General features: G+C 35.9%; 17 protein-coding genes, 2 pseudogenes and 2 riboswitches. Of the genes and pseudogenes, 12 read left to right on the forward strand and 7 right to left on the reverse strand.

Annotated elements, in window-relative coordinates; all coding sequences use genetic code 11:
- Positions 1 to 145: 145 nt before the first annotated feature.
- Positions 146 to 775, forward strand: a complete 630-nt coding sequence (locus JFU54_RS10440) for an MBL fold metallo-hydrolase (protein WP_002034035.1) — start codon at positions 146 to 148, stop codon at positions 773 to 775.
- Positions 776 to 784: 9 nt separating this feature from the next.
- The gene (locus JFU54_RS10445) at positions 785 to 1,897 is read left to right on the forward strand and encodes a class I SAM-dependent methyltransferase (protein ID WP_201064362.1); all 1,113 of its coding nucleotides are present in this window, start codon (positions 785 to 787) and stop codon (positions 1,895 to 1,897) included.
- Between the two features lie 150 nt (positions 1,898 to 2,047).
- Here JFU54_RS10445 and JFU54_RS10450 read toward each other — a convergent pair whose 3' ends face one another.
- The 3 genes from JFU54_RS10450 to JFU54_RS10460 all read right to left on the reverse strand — a co-directional run bounded on the left by JFU54_RS10450 (position 2,048) and on the right by JFU54_RS10460 (position 5,121).
- Entirely contained in the window at positions 2,048 to 2,338 is a 291-nt protein-coding gene (locus tag JFU54_RS10450; protein ID WP_201064363.1) for an ArsR/SmtB family transcription factor, read from the reverse strand.
- A 510-nt stretch (positions 2,339 to 2,848) separates the two neighbouring features.
- Complete coding sequence (metC, locus tag JFU54_RS10455; RefSeq protein WP_131246337.1) at positions 2,849 to 4,012, reverse strand: cystathionine beta-lyase; 1,164 nt, start codon at positions 4,010 to 4,012, stop codon at positions 2,849 to 2,851.
- Positions 4,009 to 5,121: a methionine biosynthesis PLP-dependent protein gene (locus tag JFU54_RS10460; RefSeq protein ID WP_002015129.1), complete on the reverse strand. Its 1,113-nt coding sequence runs from the start codon at positions 5,119 to 5,121 to the stop codon at positions 4,009 to 4,011. The genes metC and JFU54_RS10460 overlap by 4 nt, the downstream gene beginning before the upstream one ends.
- A gap of 89 nt (positions 5,122 to 5,210) precedes the next feature.
- Positions 5,211 to 5,324, reverse strand: a riboswitch (SAM riboswitch).
- Between the two features lie 202 nt (positions 5,325 to 5,526).
- A riboswitch (SAM riboswitch) is annotated at positions 5,527 to 5,636 on the forward strand.
- Between the two features lie 70 nt (positions 5,637 to 5,706).
- On the opposite strand from JFU54_RS10460, the gene JFU54_RS10465 reads away from it, so the two are divergent.
- From JFU54_RS10465 to JFU54_RS10490, 6 genes and pseudogenes are all read left to right on the forward strand, one after another.
- Complete coding sequence (locus JFU54_RS10465) at positions 5,707 to 7,539, forward strand: bifunctional homocysteine S-methyltransferase/methylenetetrahydrofolate reductase (RefSeq protein ID WP_201064365.1); 1,833 nt, start codon at positions 5,707 to 5,709, stop codon at positions 7,537 to 7,539.
- Positions 7,539 to 10,937, forward strand: a complete 3,399-nt coding sequence (metH, locus tag JFU54_RS10470; protein WP_201064367.1) for a methionine synthase — start codon at positions 7,539 to 7,541, stop codon at positions 10,935 to 10,937. The genes JFU54_RS10465 and metH overlap by 1 nt, the downstream gene beginning before the upstream one ends.
- Before the next feature lie 18 nt (positions 10,938 to 10,955).
- A complete protein-coding gene (locus JFU54_RS10475; RefSeq protein WP_002067149.1) occupies positions 10,956 to 12,014 on the forward strand; it encodes an undecaprenyldiphospho-muramoylpentapeptide beta-N-acetylglucosaminyltransferase in 1,059 nt (352 codons plus the stop codon).
- A gap of 241 nt (positions 12,015 to 12,255) precedes the next feature.
- Positions 12,256 to 12,498 (forward strand): DUF3966 domain-containing protein, encoded by a 243-nt coding sequence (locus tag JFU54_RS10480; protein ID WP_085960924.1) that lies wholly within the window; start codon positions 12,256 to 12,258, stop codon positions 12,496 to 12,498.
- A gap of 97 nt (positions 12,499 to 12,595) precedes the next feature.
- Positions 12,596 to 12,973 (forward strand): annotated as a pseudogene (locus JFU54_RS10485) (nucleoside 2-deoxyribosyltransferase).
- Positions 12,974 to 13,081: 108 nt separating this feature from the next.
- Entirely contained in the window at positions 13,082 to 13,570 is a 489-nt protein-coding gene (locus JFU54_RS10490) for a hypothetical protein (protein ID WP_002015119.1), read from the forward strand.
- Between the two features lie 33 nt (positions 13,571 to 13,603).
- Here the strand turns inward: JFU54_RS10490 and JFU54_RS10495 are convergent, their stop codons facing one another.
- Positions 13,604 to 13,915 carry a hypothetical protein gene (locus JFU54_RS10495; RefSeq protein WP_201064368.1) on the reverse strand — a complete coding sequence of 104 codons (312 nt, stop codon included), beginning with the start codon at positions 13,913 to 13,915 and terminating at the stop codon, positions 13,604 to 13,606.
- 252 nt (positions 13,916 to 14,167) lie between these two features.
- Here JFU54_RS10495 and JFU54_RS10500 point away from each other — a divergent pair, with 252 nt between their 5' ends.
- A complete protein-coding gene (locus JFU54_RS10500; RefSeq protein WP_002034026.1) occupies positions 14,168 to 14,383 on the forward strand; it encodes a DUF3912 family protein in 216 nt (71 codons plus the stop codon).
- Positions 14,384 to 14,470: 87 nt separating this feature from the next.
- Positions 14,471 to 14,863, forward strand: a pseudogene (locus JFU54_RS10505) (hypothetical protein).
- Between the two features lie 79 nt (positions 14,864 to 14,942).
- On the opposite strand, the gene JFU54_RS10510 reads toward JFU54_RS10505, so the two are convergent.
- The 3 genes from JFU54_RS10510 to JFU54_RS10520 form a co-directional block, all read right to left on the reverse strand.
- The gene (locus JFU54_RS10510) at positions 14,943 to 16,337 is read right to left on the reverse strand and encodes an L-cystine transporter (RefSeq protein ID WP_002138338.1); all 1,395 of its coding nucleotides are present in this window, start codon (positions 16,335 to 16,337) and stop codon (positions 14,943 to 14,945) included.
- A 107-nt stretch (positions 16,338 to 16,444) separates the two neighbouring features.
- On the reverse strand, positions 16,445 to 16,687 hold the full coding sequence (locus JFU54_RS10515) for a DUF2626 domain-containing protein (protein WP_002015110.1): 243 nt from the start codon (positions 16,685 to 16,687) through the stop codon (positions 16,445 to 16,447).
- 277 nt (positions 16,688 to 16,964) lie between these two features.
- The gene (locus tag JFU54_RS10520; protein ID WP_201038876.1) at positions 16,965 to 17,660 is read right to left on the reverse strand and encodes a helix-turn-helix transcriptional regulator; all 696 of its coding nucleotides are present in this window, start codon (positions 17,658 to 17,660) and stop codon (positions 16,965 to 16,967) included.
- Between the two features lie 205 nt (positions 17,661 to 17,865).
- On the opposite strand from JFU54_RS10520, the gene comGA reads away from it, so the two are divergent.
- Together comGA and comGB are read left to right on the forward strand one after the other, a co-directional pair.
- Positions 17,866 to 18,909: a competence type IV pilus ATPase ComGA gene (gene comGA, locus JFU54_RS10525; RefSeq protein WP_201038877.1), complete on the forward strand. Its 1,044-nt coding sequence runs from the start codon at positions 17,866 to 17,868 to the stop codon at positions 18,907 to 18,909.
- Positions 18,896 to 19,933 carry a competence type IV pilus assembly protein ComGB gene (gene comGB / locus JFU54_RS10530; RefSeq protein ID WP_002138336.1) on the forward strand — a complete coding sequence of 346 codons (1,038 nt, stop codon included), beginning with the start codon at positions 18,896 to 18,898 and terminating at the stop codon, positions 19,931 to 19,933. The genes comGA and comGB overlap by 14 nt, the downstream gene beginning before the upstream one ends.
- Positions 19,934 to 19,938: the final 5 nt, after the last annotated feature.

Consider the following 19,938-nt stretch of genomic DNA (forward strand, 5'->3'; position numbering starts at 1 on the left):
TCCTTAAAATGAGTTTTTAGAATATTTACTCTTTTATATTGTACATGTTTTAAAAATGATTGTCGAGATAACACGCCTTCTTTTCCTAAGAGAAAGAAATGTTGTATCATTAAAAGTAAATTAAATAACTGGAGGAGATTTTCATATGAAATGGATACAAATGCCTTTAGGCCCATTACAAACAAATGCTTATATTTTAACGAATGATCAAAATGAGTGTATTATTTTTGATCCTGGTCATGAAGGAGAGAAACTTGTTACATATTTACAGGAAGCACAGTTAAAGCCACTTGCGGTTTTATTAACACATGCTCATTTCGATCATATTGGTGCTGTTGATGCCGTGAGAGACGCTTTTCATATTCCGGTATACGTACATAAAGAAGAAGCGAATTGGTTAGGCGATGCAACTGTGAATGGCTCGCAAATTTTTATGATGAACCGCAGTATTACAGCAAAACCAGCAGATCATATTATCGACGAAGAGGGTACATTAACGATCAGTTCTTTTAGTTTTGAAATTTTTGAGACACCAGGACATTCTCCAGGAAGTATCTCTTATTATAGTAAAGAAGCGAATGCTGTATTTTCTGGAGATGTATTGTTCCAAATGAGTATTGGAAGAACGGATTTACCTGGTGGAAGTTTTGCTGAATTAATTGGAAGTATTGAAGAGAAATTATTTGTATTACCAGATGAAACAGCGGTGCTATGTGGACACGGTCCAGAAACAAGCATTGGTTTTGAAAAAGAAAATAATCCATTTTTACAATAAGGAGTCATTATGGAGATGGAGCTCATTTTAAGAGAATGGATGGGAAAAGAAAAGGATCATTCGATTTCATATAGTACGTATATGAACCTCGTATTATATGCAGAGGAATATGGGTATTATATGAGAGAACGTGAAAAAATTGGAAGACAGGGAGATTTTTTTACGAGTAGCAATGTATCTTCTGTATTTGCGAAGACTTTTGCTAAGTTTTTTATTCGGCTTGTTGAAAAGGGAGAAGTTTTTCCAAATATTTGTGAGATTGGTGGGGGAACAGGAAAGTTTGCCTATGATGTTTTACAAGAATGGAAACAATTATCTCCGGAAACCTTTATCAATTTAAACTATTCAATTATTGAAGTGAGTCCTTTTCATAGAAGGCTACAACAGGAGAGGCTTTGCTTATTTGATAATGTGTCGTATTATACATCTTATATTGAAATGGGAGAGTCTTTCGAAGGAATTATTTTTTCGAATGAATTATTTGATGCGTTTCCTGTTGAGATAGTTGAGAAAAGAAATGGAATTTTGTATGAAGTACGTATCACGTATACAGATGAAGGAAACCTTACAGAAGTATTTAGACCGATAGAGAAAAGAGTCGGTCGTTACTTATTGAAATATAACATTCATATTGCCGAGGGACAGCGCTTTGAAGTGCCTATTGCAATGGAAGAGTATATAGAAGAGATTGCGAAATGGTTTCAGAAAGGTATATGTATTACAGTTGATTATGGATATACAAAAGAAGAATGGATGCATCCTGCACATCGTGAAGGAAGTTTAAGAGGATATTATAAGCACAAGCTAATTCGTAATCCTCTTGCATATCCAGGAGAAATGGACCTTACTACGCATGTTCATTGGGATGAGTTGAAGATGAATTTTGAGCTACAAGGAATTAATACGATATGGCATAGGAAGCAATCAGAGTTTTTGTTAGCAGCAGGAATATTAGATCAGCTTGCTAGCCATCAAGATACCAACCCTTTTTCTGAAACTCAAAAACTAAATAGATCTATTCGCTCTATGATTTTGAACGGAGGATTAGGTAATGCTTTCGATGTTGTTATACACACAAAAGATATGAAGAATTTACTTTTGAATCAATATTTAACAATATGAAAAAAACAAGACACAGTATTTTCTGTGTCTTGTTTTTTAATACGACTTTTAATTATGTAGCATTATATATTTTCTCTCATGATATATATTTATATTAAAGACATGAGATGAAAAATATAGAATACACTCTTTTTCTCTGTCTATAGGTCCCTAACCTAATAATACGCGAACGAGTTGAATGATTGTTTCGTTTTCTACTTTGTAGTAAATTTCCAATCCTTTTCTTGCACTAGAAACGATTTTAGCACTTTTTAACTTTGCTAAATGCTGTGAAATTGTAGATTGTGGCATGTTTAAGCCTGTGTACATTGTAGAAACGTTGCTTGGGCCACGTTCAATTAATCCCTTTACAATACATAAGCGAACAGGATGAGCAAGCACTTTCAATAATTCTGCATTGCTTTCATATAGTTCTATTTCTTTTTGAAAGGTTTCTAACATGTTCTTTTCCACCTCCGTGTGAGCTGTTATACCATACTATACATACCAAAAAATCAAAGAAAAGAAAACAGTTGTTGCAGAAAAAAAGTCCTAAAGTAAAGAAATTGTAAGAAAAGAGACCCTGATGTAAATAAAATAGATAAATTTGCACAGTTTTGTAAAATGACATTTTTGAGTGAAAATTTTGATGCGTTTCAAAAATTGAAAGATATAGATATATTCGTAACACAATTTTATCATGATTTTCTTATTCTTTCAAATGAATATACAAAATTTTTAAAATAATATGACAAAGGAATTATAATGTTATATATAGAATATATAACAGGTTAAAAGAAAAGAAGCTGATTATGATCAGCTTCTTTATGATGATAATGAAATGTTTGGATGTAACTGATACATCTTAGAATAATCAAGTCATCAGTCATTTATTCTAGAGTTCAGCTTTTTAAACAACTATTTTATTTCTTGAAGAGTTTTATTATTCGTACACAGCTTCGTTTCTTCCCTTTATGCATTTACAGGTTCTTCTACATAAGAAAGAGCATTTTCGAAATCGGATATTAAATCGTTAACATTTTCAAGACCAACTGATAAACGGAGTAATGAATTGGAAATCCCTCTTTCATCACGTGCTTCCTGTGATAAAGCTGCATGTGACATTTTTGCTGGGTATGAAAGAATAGATTCAACAGCTCCTAGACTAACCGCAAAAACGGGTAGTTTAACTTTTGATAAAAATTGGCGCAGTGCATCTTCGGATTGTAAGGTGAAAGATAAAACAGCCCCAGCTGATGTTGCTTGGGTTTGTTGAATACTATAGCCAAGATGTGATTGTAATCCAGGGTAATAGACATTTTGAACTTTAGAGTGCTCTTGTAAAAAATGTGCGATTTTGTTGGCACCTGCAGCTGAATGTTCGAGACGTACATGCAATGTTTTAATGCCGCGAAGCACGAGAGAACAATCTTGCGGTCCTAAAATAGCACCAAAAGCGTTTTGTAGAAAGCCGAGCTTTTGAGCGAGTTCTTCATCTTTTACGACAGCTAATCCGGCGGTGACATCGCTATGACCAGCAATAAACTTTGTAGCGCTATGAAGAACGACATCAGCGCCAAGATCAAGCGGTTTTTGAAATAGTGGTGTCAAAAATGTATTATCAACAAAAGTAAGAGCACCAATAGATTTTGCAAGATTAGAAACAGCACGAATATCTGTCACTTTTAAAAGTGGGTTAGAAGGTGTTTCTACATAAAAGAGCTTCGTATTTGGTTTAATGTTTTCTTTTACTTCTTCCACATTGGTCATATCAACAAATGTATGTGAAACACCATAACGGGAGAGAACTTCAGTAACAATTCGATAAGTGCCTCCATATACATCTTCTGAAATAAGAACATGGTCACCTTGTGAAAGAAGGAGAAATGCAGTAGAAATGGCTGCAATGCCTGATGCAAAGGCAAATCCTTTTGTCCCGCCTTCTAATAAAGCAATGATATCTTCAAGAGCTTCACGTGTTGGATTTCCAGATCTACTATAGTCATACTTTCCGAAAGCATCTACATCAAACTGATGGAATGTTGATGTGTTATAGATGGGAACGTTAACAGCTCCTGTGTGTGTGTCATGCTTGTATTGATTATGCAGTAAAAGCGTATCTATGGAATAACTCATATTCTTACACCTTCTTTTACAAGTTTAATTGCTTGCTTTAAGTCTCGAATTAAGTCGTTGCTATTTTCGATGCCGACTGAAAAACGGAGAAGACGATTACACACACCACGTGCTGTTCGAACATCTTCTGGAATATCGGCATGAGTTTGCGTTGCTGGATAAGTCATTAAACTTTCGACACCGCCAAGACTTTCAGCAAATGTAATTAAGGATAAAGATTGTAAGAAAGGATTAATCCAAGTTTCATCTTGAAGGCGAAATGAAATCATACCACCTCTTCCTGGATAAAATACATCTGTCACACCATCTTCATCATTTAAATAAGCAACAATTGCATGAGCGTTTTCTTCATGCTGTTTCATGCGAAGTGCTAAAGTCTTCATGCCTCGAATTAATAGCCATGAATCAAACGGGCTTAAGACAGCACCAGAGGCATTATGATAATGAGCAAGCTCCTCGCAAAGAGATTTCCCTTTCGCAACGACAAGTCCGCTTAGTACATCGTTATGACCGCCTAAATATTTAGTTGCGCTATGAAGGACGATGTTTGCACCTTCTGTTAATGGTTGCTGTATATAAGGTGTATAGAACGTGTTATCTACAATAAGAAGTAGTCCGTGCCTTTTCGCTACACTTGCTACACTTACGATATCAGTTACTTGCATTAATGGATTAGTCGGTGTTTCTATGAAAATAGCCTTCGTTTGAGATGTGATTGCTTGCTCAATTTGTTTAATAGATTGTGTATCTACGTATCTACATCGAATATTCCACTTGTCTTCATGTTCGGAAAATAGACGATATGTTCCCCCGTATAAGTCTTCAGATACGATAAGCTCATCTCCGGAACGGAATAGTGAAAGGACAAGGAGAACAGCCGCCATTCCTGAACTACAGGCATACCCTTGCTCACCGCTTTCTAAGTCTGCAATTGCCTGTTCTAAAAGGCCGCGAGTTGGATTTCCAGTTCTTGAATAGTCAAATCCAGTAGATTTACCAATTCCTTCGTGACGATAAGCAGTTGAGAAATAAACAGGTGGATTAACCGTTCCTGTTGTAGCTTCGCTACGGTTCCCGATTTGTGCTAGTTTTGTTTCGATTGTTGACATGTGAAAATTCCCCCTTTTTAAAGTGAACGACTAAGTGAAAATAAAAAAAGCCTTCTAAGAAGAAGGCTTTCGGATTGAATAGAGTCTTCTTCTCATCTGTCAAATCTTTCACAATTTGCTGGAATTAGCACCTTATTAACGAATGAATGTTAATGGTTGCTGAGGCGTCAAAGGGCCAGTCCCTCTACCTCTCTAGATAAGAATGTTCGTATGAAATTTTATTATGGTTTTAACTTTACAACAAAAGATAATTGAATTGCAACTTTATTTTAAATAATTTTTATTTTTCCGCAAGTGTCATTGACTTTTATTTTAGTGCGTGCTAAATTTATAAAAAATTAACAAACATTGTTAAAAGGGGAACGTATTTCCTTTTAGCTACATAAATAAAATAATAAAGACAAACTCTTATTGAGAGCGGTGGAGGGAAAGGCCCTGTGAAACCCGGCAACCTTCAAACTAAATGTTTGAAACGGTGCTAAAACCTGCAAAACGTGTGTTTTGCATAATAAGAGGAGGAACAATTATGTCCCCCTCTTCAAAGTGAAGAGGGGGTTTTTATATTGATAGAAATGAGGGAGATTCGTGAAATTACTAGATTTATTATCAAAAGGAATTGTAATAGGTGATGGTGCGGTTGGAACGTTATTACATTCGCATGGTTTACAAAGTAGTTTTGAAGAATTGAATTTGTCTGACCCGGACTTAATTATATCGATCCATAAACAATATGTAGCTGCTGGAGCGGATGTTATTCAAACGAATACGTATGGTGCGAATGAAGCGAAACTCCGCATGTATGGTCTAGAAAATCAAGTTGTCCAAATTAATAAAGCGGCAGTGAATATTGCGAAAGCATCAGTAACAGATCGGAATGCAATTTTAGGGACAATTGGAGGTATGAAACATATTGGTGCTGTTACAACGACTGATATAGAGCGAGAATTTATGTTACTTGAGCAGGCAGGTGCTTTACTAGAAGAACAGGTTGATGGATTACTATTAGAAACTTTTTATGATGAATTTGAATTATTGCATGCGGTTAAAGTATTGCGTAAACAAACGAATATTCCGATTGTTGCTCAGTTAGCGTTACATGAGGCAGGTACGACTCAAAATGGGAATGATGTCAATGAAATATTAAAACAGCTTTTAGATTACGGTGCCAATGTTGTTGGGGTGAACTGTCAACTAGGCCCGCTTCACATGACGGAAGCTTTCAAAATGATATCGATTCCTCAAAATGGCTATTTATCAGCATATCCGAATGCAGGTCTCCCGAATTATGTGGAAGGGCGTTACGTATATGAGGGAAGTCCAGCGTATTTTGAAGAAATGACACCGAAATTTATTGAACAAGGTATTCGTTTATTAGGTGGTTGTTGTGGTACTACCCCGGAACATATTGAAGGAATGAAACGTGCTACTCTAAATGTTGCACCTGTAATAGCAAAGGAGACGATTCAAAGGCCTAAAGTGGTCCATACACATGAGAAGCGTTCGAGAGCTCATGTTACTCTAGCAGAAAAGGCAAAGAAACAAACGACAGTTGTAGTGGAATTAGATCCACCGAAAACGTTAGACACGCAGCGTTTTTTTGAAGGGGCAAGAGCACTGAAAAGGGCTGGAGCGGATGCTATTACTCTAGCAGATAATTCATTAGCATCTCCTCGTGTTTCGAATATGGCTATGGGTGCATTATTAACGAAGCATGATATTCCAGTATTGACGCATTTAACGTGTAGAGACCATAACGTCATTGGACTACAGTCTCACTTACTTGGATTATCAGCATTAGGTATGGAGGAAGTGCTAGCTTTAACTGGTGATCCAGCGCGCGTTGGTGATTTCCCAGGTGCAACTTCTGTATATGATTTGTCATCGATAGAGCTCATTAAAATGATTAAAGAGATGAACGACGGACGCTCTATTTTAGGGAAATCAATTGGTCCGGCAACAAGATTTTCTGTTGGAGGTGCATTCAATCCTCATGTAAGGCATTTAAAAGCAGCGGTCAAGCGAATGGAACGAAAAATTGATGCTGGTGCTGAATATTTCTTAACGCAGCCGATATATGATGTTGCTTTAATAGAAGAAGTATATGAAGCGACAAAGCATTTGGAACAACCTATCTTTATTGGAATTATGCCGTTAGTAAGTAAGCGGAACGCAGATTTTCTTCATTTTGAAGTGCCGGGTATTACTCTCCCTGAAGAGATAAGACAAAGAATGGATGGACATGAAACGAAAGATGCAGCCATAGAGGAAGGGATTCGTATTTCACAAGAGTTGATCGATGCGGCGATGAAATACTTTAACGGTATTTATCTTATTACACCGTTTTTAAAATATGAAATTACAGAACATCTCGTGAAATATGTGAGAGAAAAGCAAGAAGTGAAAGAAGGTATTAATTGATGAAACGAATAGAAGAGAGATTACAACATGAAATTTTAATATTAGATGGTGCAATGGGAACGATGATTCAGCAAGAAGACTTAACAGCGGAAGATTTTGGAGGAGAAGAATACGAAGGTTGTAATGAATATTTAGTAAAAACAAGACCGGATGTTATTTTAAATATTCATAAAGTCTACATTGAAGCTGGAGCAGATATTATTGAAACGAATACGTTTGGTGCAACAAATATTGTATTAAGTGATTATGCATTGTCTCATTTAGATGAAGAGTTAAACGAAAGGGCAGCGCTTTTGGCGAAGCAAGCGGTTAAAGAAAGTGGGAAAGAAGTGTATGTTGCGGGAGCGATGGGACCAACGACGAAAGCGATTAGTGTTACAGGTGGTGTGACTTTTGAAGAGTTAATTGAAGCCTATACAAGGCAAGCGAGAGGACTATTAAGAGGAGAAGTTGATGTATTACTCGTTGAAACGAGTCAAGATATGCGTAATGTGAAAGCTGCGTACATTGGAATTCAATCGGCGTTTGAAGAACTAAACAAAATAGTACCTATTATGATTTCTGGAACAATTGAACCGATGGGAACGACTTTAGCGGGTCAAACGATCGAAGCCTTTTATTTATCGGTAGAGCATATGAAGCCATTATCGGTTGGATTAAACTGTGCTACTGGTCCAGAATTTATGAGGGAACATATACGTTCCCTATCTGATTTATCGGAGTGTTATATTTCGTGTTATCCAAACGCTGGTCTTCCTGATGAAGATGGGCATTATCACGAATCTCCAGCGTCACTTGCTGAAAAAGTAAAACGTTTTGCTGAAGAAGGATGGATTAATATTATTGGTGGTTGTTGTGGCACAACACCAGAACATATACGTGTAATGAAATCGGCGCTTGCCTCGATTAACCCTCGTGAGCATCATGAAAGGGTTGGACATGGAATTAGTGGACTAGAAGCGTTGCAATACGATGATTCTATGAGGCCTTTATTTGTTGGAGAAAGGACGAATGTAATTGGATCGCGTAAGTTTAAAAGATTAGTAGCAGAAGGGAAATTTGAAGAGGCTGCTGAAGTGGCAAGAGCGCAAGTGAAGAAGAATGCTCATATTATTGATATTTGTATGGCGGACCCTGATCGTGATGAAATAGAAGATATGGAAAGATTCTTGGCAGAAGTTACGAAAGTGTTAAAAGTACCGATTATGATTGATTCAACAGATGAAAATGTTATGGCGAAAGCTCTTACTTATATTCAAGGAAAAGGTGTTATCAATTCTATTAATTTAGAGGATGGAGAAGAACGTTTTGAAAAAGTGACACCCCTTCTTCGGAAATACGGTGCTGCGATAGTTGTAGGGACAATTGATGAAGATGGTATGGCAGTTAGTGCAGAAAGAAAGATAGAGATTGCTAAAAGAAGCTATGAATTACTAACGAAAAAGTATGGTATACGCCCATCTGATATTATTTTTGATGCGCTTGTGTTTCCTGTAGGAACAGGTGATGAAGAATATATAGGTTCAGCGGCAGCGACTATAGAAGGAATTCGTCTTATTAAAGAAGCGTTACCAGAATGTTTAACGATTCTAGGTGTGAGTAATATATCTTTTGGTTTACCACCAGCTGGACGTGAAGTATTAAACTCTGTCTTTCTATATCATGCAACGAAAGCAGGATTAGATTATGCGATTGTTAATACGGAAAAATTAGAACGCTATGCATTCATTCCAGAGGAAGAAAAACGTCTTGCGGATGCATTATTATTTGAAACGACGAAAGAGACGTTAGAAAAATTTACAAACTTTTATCGTGTTGCCAAAAAGAAAGATGTCGTTATACAAGAAACGCTAACACTTGATGAACGACTGGCAAATTATATTGTAGAAGGTACGAAGCAAGGACTACAAGAAGATCTAAGTCTCGCGCTTACAGAAGGACGAAAACCTCTGGATATTATTAACGGGCCGCTTATGACAGGAATGGATGAGGTGGGGCGATTATTTAATGGTAATGAGCTTATCGTTGCTGAAGTATTGCAAAGTGCTGAAAGTATGAAAGCTGCCGTAAGTTATTTAGAGCCACATATGGAATCTAGTGAGAGTGCAAAAAAAGGGAAAGTATTATTAGCGACTGTTAAAGGAGACGTACATGATATTGGGAAAAACCTTGTTGAAATTATTTTATCAAATAACGGATATGAAATTATTAATTTAGGAATTAATGTTCGTTCGGATCGAATTGTTCAAGAAGTACAAGAAAAGAAACCTGATATTATTGGCCTCTCTGGTTTGTTAGTAAAATCAGCGCAACAAATGGTAACGACTGCTGAAGATTTAAAAGCAGCGAATATTGATATTCCAATTGTTGTAGGTGGTGCAGCACTAACGAGGAAATTTACAGATAATCGTATTTCTCCATCTTATAAAGGGCTCGTATGTTATGCAAGTGATGCAATGACAGGTCTTGATATTATTAACAAATTACAAAAAGAAGAAGAACGTGAAAAGATGAAGCGAGATAAAAAGGAACGCCATCTTCATATTGTGAAACAAGAGGAGAAAAAAATAGAAATTCCCGCAGTTATTGAGCCGTTGCCAAAAGCAACTGTTATAGTGCCAGATTCGACGAAACGAGTTGTATTACGGGATATTCCTGCCCTTCATCTTGCACCGTTTTTAAATAGACAAATGTTAATTGGACACCATCTTGGGTTAAAAGGAAACGTAAAAAAACTCTTGCAAGAAGGGGATAAAAGAGCACATGAGCTAAATGATTTAATTGATGAATTATTACAAGAAGGACAATCTTGGTTACGCCCAAAAGCGGTGTATCAATTTTTCCCGGCGCAAAGTGATGGACAAAATATAATTATATACGATCCGGAAGATCACACACGTATTATAGAGCGATTTGAATTTCCGAGACAAGGGAAAGCACCATACCGTACTTTAGGAGATTATATACGCCCGATTGGAGATGAGATGGATTATGTCGCTTTCTTATCTGTTACCGTTGGAGAAGGGGTTCGAGATATTGCAGAGGAATGGAAGGCGAAGGGAGATTATTTACGCAGTCATGCGATTCAGTCGTTAGCACTTGAATTAGCAGAAGGACTTGCTGAAAAAACACATATGCTCATTCGTGATCGTTGGGGAATTCTAGATTCACCTGAACTGACGATGGAAGAGAGATTCCGTACAAAATATAGAGGAATACGCGTATCATTTGGTTATCCAGCATGCCCAGAACTTGCTGATCAAGAAAAATTATTTCGCTTAATTCATCCAGAAGAAATAGGTATTTCATTAACAGAAGGATTTATGATGGAGCCAGAAGCGTCTGTAACGGCTATGGTATTTTCTCACCCTGAGGCAAGGTATTTTAGTGTACTATAGTGTAGAAGGGGGAGACGTATGAAAAAAATAGTCTTTACAGGTGGCGGTTCGGCCGGGCATGTAACACCTAATTTAGCAATTATTCCACATTTACAAAAGCAGAACTGGGATATCTCTTATATTGGTTCTCATCAAGGGATTGAGAAAACGATTATAGAAAAAGAAGGAATCCCATACCATAGTATTGCAAGCGGGAAGCTACGTCGTTATTTTGATTTGAAAAATATAAAAGATCCTTTTCTCGTGATGAAGGGTGTTATGGATGCGTACGTAACAATTCGTAAACTAAAACCGGATGTTATTTTTTCAAAAGGTGGTTTCGTATCCGTACCAGTCGTAATAGGAGGGTGGCTAAATAGAGTGCCAGTTTTATTACATGAATCTGATATGACACCTGGACTAGCAAATAAAATTGCGCTCCGTTTTGCCTCGAAAATATTTGTTACATTTGAAGAAGCAGCGAAACATTTACCGAAAGAAAAAGTAATATATACAGGATCGCCTGTACGTGAAGACGTACTAAGAGGAAATCTTGAAAAAGGTTTAAAGTTTCTAGGGTTTTCCCGGAAGAAATCAGTTATTACTGTTATGGGAGGAAGTTTAGGCGCAAAGAAAATTAATGAAACGGTTCGATCGGCACTTCCAGATCTTCTGAAAAATTATCAAATTGTGCATCTTTGCGGAAAAGGAAATCTTGATGAATCCTTACAAAATAAAGAAGGATATAGACAATTTGAATATGTACATGAAGAGTTGCCGGATATATTAGCAGCAACAGATTTTGTTATTTCACGTGCGGGATCCAACGCGATTTTTGAATTTTTAACAATGCAAAAGCCGATGGTGTTAATTCCGTTATCGAAATTTGCAAGCCGTGGAGATCAAATTTTAAATGCTGAATCCTTTAAAAGACAAGGGTATGCATCGGTATTATATGAAGAGGATGTAACGGTGAACTCACTTATAAAGCATATAGAAGAGCTATCTCATAATAATGAGACGTATAAAACAGCATTAAAAAAATATAATGGGAAAGAAGCGATTAAAACTATCATTCAACATATTTCAGAGGCATGATTAAACAATCATGTCTTTTTTAGTAGGATGAAAGATTCCAAGAATTGATATTTTTATGTTACAATAAAGTGAAACTTTAATCAGTGGGGGTCATCCCCACTGATTATTAGCCCTCACCAATCGGGCTTTTACGGGCAGTTAATCCCACACCTAACTTCTTTGTTTTCGCTGAATTTTGAGGTGGGGGTCTTACTGCCCGTTAATGCGGGGTAACAAATGGTTAATAGGGAAATTCCAATTGATTAAGCGTGAAAATACGAATGGATTAGGAGTGACTGTGTTGGAGCTAAGTCTCTATGAAAATACTGCACTTATTATATGCTTTGTGTTGTACGTTGGTAGTGTTATTGTTTATATTTCACGGAAATTTTCACAAGAACGAGAGCTTGAAAAATCAGAAATAACAGCTGAACTAGAAATGTTAGCTGATGAAAGTTATAAAAAACAAAAAATAAAAGAAGATCATGAGGCACCCCATCATTGAAACGCAAATAAGTTCGAAGGATGGGGATTTTTTTTGGAAAAATCCCATTAACGCTAAAAAAGGAGTTTCCCCATACATATTTAAGGAGTGAATATAAATGAAATTTTATATTGCTTCAGGATTTCAAAATAAACATCTTGTTCGTTTCGTATCAAGCCAGTTGAAAGAAGTGGGATGGTAGCATACATATGATTGGACGAAAAATGAAAGAGCAACCAATAGAGAACAATTGCAAAAGATTGGTGAAGAAGAACAAGAAGCGATACGAGAAGCTGATGTTTTCTTACTCATACTAGAGGGTGGGAATGGAAGTCATACAGAATTAGGGATGGCAATTGCTTTAGAAAAGAAAATTTATATATATCACAAGGGCAATGAGTTGCAAACGACATTCTACCATTTACGAGAAGTTGATATTTTCGAAGGAGAAATTGAGGGGCTTGTCTCATATATATTGAATAAAGTGGAATGTTAGACGTGGGAATGCAGCGAGAAATATTTCTTGCAAAAAAAGAGTGAAGGTTACCATTAGGCTATTTTGGGCACAGTTATTATAAGTAAAGCATATAAAGGAGTTATAAATATGAAATTAGAAAATGGATGGGAAACAAGTTTTTTAGAGGTTGTACAAAACAGTGAATTTAAGAAAGATGCAATTCTTAGTCAATTGCTTTTTGCGGATAGTGAAGAAGTAGAAGAGCTTGTTGATGATTACGGTTATGAAGAGATTATTGAACGCGAACATGATGATGAGTTAGCAGGAATTTTAGGAGAAGAACTTTTCAGTGAGCTGGAGCGAAACGTATTCTTATCTCCACAGCCAGAAGAAAAACTTATTTCATTCGTAAATGGATTAGGTTTTCATGTGTTAGATTGGATTGTGCTTCTTGAAACAGAATTTGGCATTGATAGCGCAAACTTCACATCGGATGCAGTGAAAATGTTAGAAAAGCGCTTTAGACAGTTTCCCTATATAGAAGAGAAGACAATTTTTGATATGACGTTTGAAGAAGCGATGGATGTATTAGAATCTGTTACAGGATTACAGCTGAAGGGGAAAATGAACGTATAATGAAAAAGAACGTGATAGCTTCACGTTCTTTTTTTACATAATAATAATTTTATCATCTAGCTTTGTTTGTCCAGTAAGAAGTGCATTTAAATACTCTACTTTTCGTATGCAAGCTTGTATATGTCTTTCAACCTCTTGTAACTCTGCTTGGTGATGCGTTTCAATTGGATGAATTTGTAAGTTAAATTTTTCGAATTGACTACTATATGTTATTTCTGCATAGCCGCTCATAATATCGGTTTCGTTATGAAATAAAAATTGCTTCGTGTCTTCACAGAATGATACATCCTGAAAGCCATATACTTTTAATGCTTCAATTACTTTGTTAATCATGTTTATATTCATTTTTTAACCCTCTTTACGAAGTTCTACTTTTATATTATAACATAAAAAAATACATAGAAAGCGCTTCCAAGTGTATTTTTTTATAAACTTTACGTTTCAATCATAAAAATGAAACAAAGAAAAAATAATTGTAAAGAAGGAAGGACTCTTTTATTGTTTCGTCATATATATAGAGAAATAGTGCAATGAAAGGAAATTTTCCGAGGTGGAGATTGTATTTCCAATTTGAGCGCAGTAAAAGAGGTGAGAATCTTGAACTTTGATATTGTAGGACAAAAAGCATATATAAAAAATGGGCCGCATCGGAACCGAATTGGAACTGTAAAGAAAAATGAAAAACAATTAGAATCCCATTTTGCTATTGTAATTGGAGAACAAAGTATTGATGTAGAGCTAAAGGATATCGTGTTAGTTGGAGTAGATGTAGGACAATTTCATACATGGTGCGAGCAAAATGGTTATTTGTGAAAGGGACGGGCTGTGAGATAATGAAATATATTTGAGAAAAGAGAATATGTTATTGTATTCTCTTTTTCTATGTTTAAGGAGGCGGAAATGAAATATAAAGCACAGGAGCTTACATTGGAGTTGAAAGAGAAGATTCAATGTATGGAGAATGGAATAGCGCGAATATCACTTGGATTTTTTAAAGCGTATTCGCATTTATACATAGGGGAAAATATGAAATTAGATATGGGATTTGAATGAGAAAAAGAGAATCCCTTTGAAATAGGATATTATTCATCAGTTTCTATAGCGGTATTAGATGAAGAAGGAGAGATGATTGAATTTTACATTATTCCAATTTGGAGATGCGAAAATACTTTTTTAGGGATGCCAACTCAGTCGAGAGTTTGGGGGAGTAAGAAAGTAGGGGAACTTGTTGATGAATCTTGTTATGAGATTGAGGAAGAGTTAAAAGAGCAACTAGAAGAATACTTGGAGTGATAACTTTCAAGAGAAGATGTATAGAGATGGAACATAATAAAAAAGACGCTAACAGTATAAATTGTTAGCGTCTTTTTTATTATGAAGCAATCTCACCAGTTTTTACATCATCTTGATTGTACGTATCCTGATCTAATTCACCAAGCCATTTACTAGAAATAAGACCAGCTGTCATAGAACCACTTACGTTAAGAGCTGTACGACCCATATCGATTAATGGTTCAACTGAGATAACAAGAGCGACAATGCCGATTGGTAAGTTCATTGTAGATAGTACGATTAACGCTGCGAATGTTGCACCGCCACCAACACCGGCAACACCGAATGAGCTAATAGCAACGACAGCGATTAAAGTTAAAATGAATTGTGGTTGTAATGGATCAATTCCTACAGTTGGAGCGACCATCATAGCAAGCATTGCTGGATAAATACCTGCGCAACCGTTTTGACCGATAGATACCCCAAAGGATGCAGCGAAGTTAGCGATTCCTTCAGAAATACCAAGCTTTTCTTTTTGAGCTTCAATATTTAATGGCATTGCACCAGCACTAGAGCGAGATGTGAATGCAAATGTTAATACAGGGAACACTTTTTTCAAATATTGAATTGGATTTAAACCAGATAATGCGATTAATAATAAGTGAATGATAAACATTACGATAAGAGCTACGTAAGATGCTAACACGAAGTTACCAAGTTTTAAAATAGCGTTAATATCGCTACCAGCAACTGTCTTTGCCATAAGAGCTAATACGCCGTATGGAGTAAGACGTAAAATTAATGTTACCATACGCATTACGATTGCATATACAGCATCAAGCATTTTCTTAAATAGCTCTGCTTGTTCTGGATATTTTCGTTTTACACCTATAAAGGCAATCCCGATAAAGGCTGCAAATATTACAACAGAAATTGTTGATGTTGGACGAGCACCTGTTAAATCAAGAAAAGGATTCGTAGGCAACAGTTCTAACAATTTGTCTGGAATTGTTGTCTTTTCAATAGAAGTAAATCTTTCTTCTACTAATTTCAGACGAGCAGATTCTGCATCACCTTGTTGTAAACCTGTTGCTGATACATCAAATCCTGCGCTTGCAGCTATACCGACAGCTGCGGCAATTCCTGTAGTAAGAATTAAAATTCCGATAATAAGACCACTGATTTTACCAAGGTTTTTCGTTAATTGTAATTTTGTAAATGCTGAAATAATAGATACTAAAATAAGTGGCATAACGATCATTTGAAGTAATTTCACATAACCGTTACCAATTAAACTAAACCAGGTATTTGATTCGATAATTACTTTAGAAGTAGGTTCATAAATAAATTGTAATATAAGACCAAAGATAATTCCGACTCCTAAAGCAGTAAATACACGTTTATTAAAAGATACATGCTTACGTTGCATATAATACAATACGCCAACTAAAATGAGCATGACTGTGATGTTAATCCCGACAAGCAGTGTATTCATGTTGATTCCCCCTAATTCCAATGTGTTATATAGAATATAAGGTAATAAAACCTATAAGTCAACTAGGGAATTACGGAATTAAAAAAAAGATGGCAATTTGCCATCTCTTAATGCCCAGCTCCAGGGACAAGTAAAAATGTTGTGTACCATGTAAATCCGATGAAGAAAACGGTTAAATATGCCCCGAATACGTATATATACATACGCTCTGTTAATTTTAAATAACTTAAAAGTACGAAGAATCCTGTTTGTCCTAAAAATAGTAGTGCGGTCGAATGCATATCCCCTACGTAAAACATAACCGAGAAAATTCCAGTCCAAAAGCCGAGAACGCGAAACATGCGCTCCATGCCATCTCCCTCCTTTTCTAAAAAAAGTAAAACCTCTTTTCATTATAGTTCATTTTTCTAACTATTGTAAATATTCATTCATATAAAAAGAAGCCAATTATAATATTGACTTCTTCTTAGTTGAAAAACTAAATTTGAACTTTATCCCGCATTAACGGGCAGTAAAACTCCCATCTCAAAATTCGGCAAATGCGAGGAAATTAGGTGGGAGATAACTGCCCGTAAAAGCCCGATTGGTTCAATTAATAATCAGTGGGGGAAGAACACCCCCCACTGATTAAAGTTTCACTTTATAGTTACAAGATTTGCAGCCATCTAGTAGACTATCGTTTCGTGTTAATTCCACGTTCGGGAATAGGATCTCAAAAATCCCCTTCATCATATCTCCGTGCATGTTACAAATTTCAGTTGGATGATGCGCAGCAACTTCTTTAAACGGACAATTGTGTACATCATAGAAAATTTTTGTGCCATCCGTACTTATTTCAAAAGCAGGAGATAAACCAGCTGTTGAGAATGCTTCTTTTGCGATTTGCATTTTTTGTTCTATCGTCAATGCTTCTGCACTTACATTTAAGCGATGCATATGCTGTTGCATTAATTCTTTGCCGAAGTGTTTTCCTGTTTCATATAGCGCTTTTTCACCGGCGCTACCTAAGCTTAGTAGTGAATTAAATGCTATCTGTGCTAATAATTGATAATCGCGAAATGGGAATTGTAACTGGATGACATCTTGAGACAAGACGTATAGTCTGCTTGGTCTGCCGCCTTTCCCAGTTTTTTTTGTTTCTGATTTGAGCATATTAACATCTTCTAATTTAGATAAATGTAAACGCGCTACGTTTGGATGAATGTTAAACTCATCTGCAATTTCTTGTACAGTTACGTAATTATGCTTTTGCGAAATATATTTATAAATGTAATAACGAGTAGGGTCAGATAACACACCTGTAATTTTTAAAGCTTGTTCCATGAGGATCTCCACCTTTATCACTTTATCCAAGATATTAACATTATAATACAGATAAACTTCTATATAGGTAATTTCAGACAATAGTTCAGAAATTGTTCATAATTTCACAAACATATTTTTCCTTTTTATCTTAGTGAAAATACAAAATCTCTAATTTTTCTTGAGCATTTTTTCATGATATATACATAGTGAGGAGGGAAACTTGATGAATAGTGTCGAGCTTTTTGCAAATATGATTATGAAAGAAGCTTGTGGGGTGCAAGCATCAGACTTACATATTGTGCCCAGGCAAAAGGATGTGGCGATTCAATTACGTATAGGGAAAGATTTAATTACGAAACGGTGTATTGGAAAGGAATTTGGAGAAAAGCTTGTTTCGCACTTTAAGTTTTTAGCATCAATGGATATAGGAGAGAGGAGAAAGCCTCAAAATGGTTCGTTGTACTTACAAATTGATGGACAAGAAGTGTATTTACGCCTTTCAACACTTCCAACAGTATATCAAGAAAGTCTCGTTATTCGCCTCCATTTACAAGCATCTGCTCAGCCGTTGTCTCACCTTTCGTTATTTCCAAGTTCAGCGGAAAAATTACTCTCTTTTTTAAAGCATTCGCATGGGTTACTCGTATTTACTGGGCCGACTGGTTCTGGAAAAACAACAACAATGTATGCGTTATTAGAAGTAGCTAGAAAATGGCAAACACGTCGCATCATTACACTGGAAGATCCAGTTGAGCAAAGAAAAGACGGTTTATTACAAATTCAAATAAATGAAAAAGCTGGTATCACATATAAAACGGGATTAAAGGCTATTTTGCGTCATGATCCAGATATTATTTTAGTTGGCGAAATTCGTGATGAAGAAACAGCAAAAGTAGCTGTAAGGGCCAGTTTGACGGGACATTTAGTAATGACAACCTTGCATACAAATGATGCGAAAGGAGCGATACTACGATTTATGGATTATGGTATTACAAGGCAAGAAATTGAACAATCATTATTAGCAGTAGCTGCTCAGCGGCTCGTCGAATTAAAATGTCCATTTTGCAGAGGGAAGTGTGCAACTTTATGTAAATCAATGAGGAAAGTGAGACAGGCAAGCATTTATGAACTGTTATATGGATATGAATTAAAACAAGCGATTAAAGAAGCAAGTGGAGAACATGTTACGTATCACTATAAAACGTTGGAATCGTCGGTTCGAAAAGGGTATGCTTTAGGCTTTTTAGAAGAAGATGTATATGTTTAAGAGAAAATGGAGTTTAAGTGATCAAGCATTATTATGTAAAAGATTAAGTGATTTATTAGAGAAAGGTTACTCACTTTTGCAGGCGTTAGAATTTTTGCAGTTGCAACTACCATTAGGAAAGAAATTACAGTTACAGCGTATGATCGAGGGATTGAAAAATGGACAAAGTTTGCACGCTTCTTTTCACCAATTAATGTTTCACTCTGAGATGTTAAGTTATTTGTTTTATGCAGAGCGACATGGTGACATTTCTTTTGCTTTGCAACAAGGAAGCGTACTTCTTTACAAGAAAGATAAATATAGGAAAGATATGATGAAAGTAATGCGATATCCTATGTTTTTATCATTTTTTTTAATGATTATGCTTTCTGTTTTTAACCTCATTTTATTGCCTCAGTTTGAAATGATGTATAGTTCTTTACGTTCTACAGCACCACCACTTACGGAGCAAATTTTAGTTGCAATTAAATTATTACCCTACTTCATTTATATGATTGTTCTTATCGTTATAACGGGATTTAGTATATATATATTTTATTTCCGAAAACTTCCGCCTACTCAAAAGGTAAAGATTATGATCCGTATTCCCCTTATGAAAACATTTCTTATTTTAAATCATTCGCATTATTTTTCCACTCAATTAAGTGGTTTATTACACGGTGGATTGTCCGTACACGAAGCATTAACAATAATGATGAAGCAAAAGTATCATCCGTTCTTTCAGTATGAAGCAGACCGAATTGAGCGGCAATTAATTGCAGGAGAACCGTTACAATCTATTATTGATAAAAGCGGTTATTATGAGAAAGAACTTTCTTATATCATTACGCATGGACAAGCAAACGGTAATTTAGCAAATGAGCTTGGTGATTACAGTGAGCTCATTATTGAAAAGGTAGAACAAAAAATTAAACGTATGTTATTTGTGATTCAACCCATTTTATTTACATGTCTTGGGGTTATAGTCATTTTGATGTACTTAGCGATGATTATGCCGATGTTTCAAATGATGAATTCTATATAGGGGGC

Origin of the sequence: Bacillus sp. TH19 (assembly GCF_016651075.1) — a bacterium.
GTDB classification, from domain to species: Bacteria; Bacillota; Bacilli; order Bacillales; family Bacillaceae_G; genus Bacillus_A; species Bacillus_A mycoides.

What these genes read in the sequence shown, in the direction of transcription:
- JFU54_RS10510 (WP_002138338.1), bottom strand. Translation starts at nt 16,337, where the DNA reads ATGAATACACTGCTTGTCGGGATTAACATCACAGTCATGCTCATTTTA.
- JFU54_RS10460 (WP_002015129.1), bottom strand. Translation starts at nt 5,121, where the DNA reads ATGTCAACAATCGAAACAAAACTAGCACAAATCGGGAACCGTAGCGAA.
- JFU54_RS10475 (WP_002067149.1), top strand. Translation starts at nt 10,956, where the DNA reads ATGAAAAAAATAGTCTTTACAGGTGGCGGTTCGGCCGGGCATGTAACA.
- metH (WP_201064367.1), top strand. Translation starts at nt 7,539, where the DNA reads ATGAAACGAATAGAAGAGAGATTACAACATGAAATTTTAATATTAGAT.
- JFU54_RS10440 (WP_002034035.1), top strand. Translation starts at nt 146, where the DNA reads ATGAAATGGATACAAATGCCTTTAGGCCCATTACAAACAAATGCTTAT.
- JFU54_RS10445 (WP_201064362.1), top strand. Translation starts at nt 785, where the DNA reads ATGGAGATGGAGCTCATTTTAAGAGAATGGATGGGAAAAGAAAAGGAT.
- JFU54_RS10495 (WP_201064368.1), bottom strand. Translation starts at nt 13,915, where the DNA reads ATGAATATAAACATGATTAACAAAGTAATTGAAGCATTAAAAGTATAT.
- JFU54_RS10515 (WP_002015110.1), bottom strand. Translation starts at nt 16,687, where the DNA reads ATGGAGCGCATGTTTCGCGTTCTCGGCTTTTGGACTGGAATTTTCTCG.
- JFU54_RS10520 (WP_201038876.1), bottom strand. Translation starts at nt 17,660, where the DNA reads ATGGAACAAGCTTTAAAAATTACAGGTGTGTTATCTGACCCTACTCGT.
- metC (WP_131246337.1), bottom strand. Translation starts at nt 4,012, where the DNA reads ATGAGTTATTCCATAGATACGCTTTTACTGCATAATCAATACAAGCAT.
- JFU54_RS10450 (WP_201064363.1), bottom strand. Translation starts at nt 2,338, where the DNA reads ATGTTAGAAACCTTTCAAAAAGAAATAGAACTATATGAAAGCAATGCA.
- comGA (WP_201038877.1), top strand. Translation starts at nt 17,866, where the DNA reads ATGAATAGTGTCGAGCTTTTTGCAAATATGATTATGAAAGAAGCTTGT.
- JFU54_RS10490 (WP_002015119.1), top strand. Translation starts at nt 13,082, where the DNA reads ATGAAATTAGAAAATGGATGGGAAACAAGTTTTTTAGAGGTTGTACAA.
- comGB (WP_002138336.1), top strand. Translation starts at nt 18,896, where the DNA reads ATGTATATGTTTAAGAGAAAATGGAGTTTAAGTGATCAAGCATTATTA.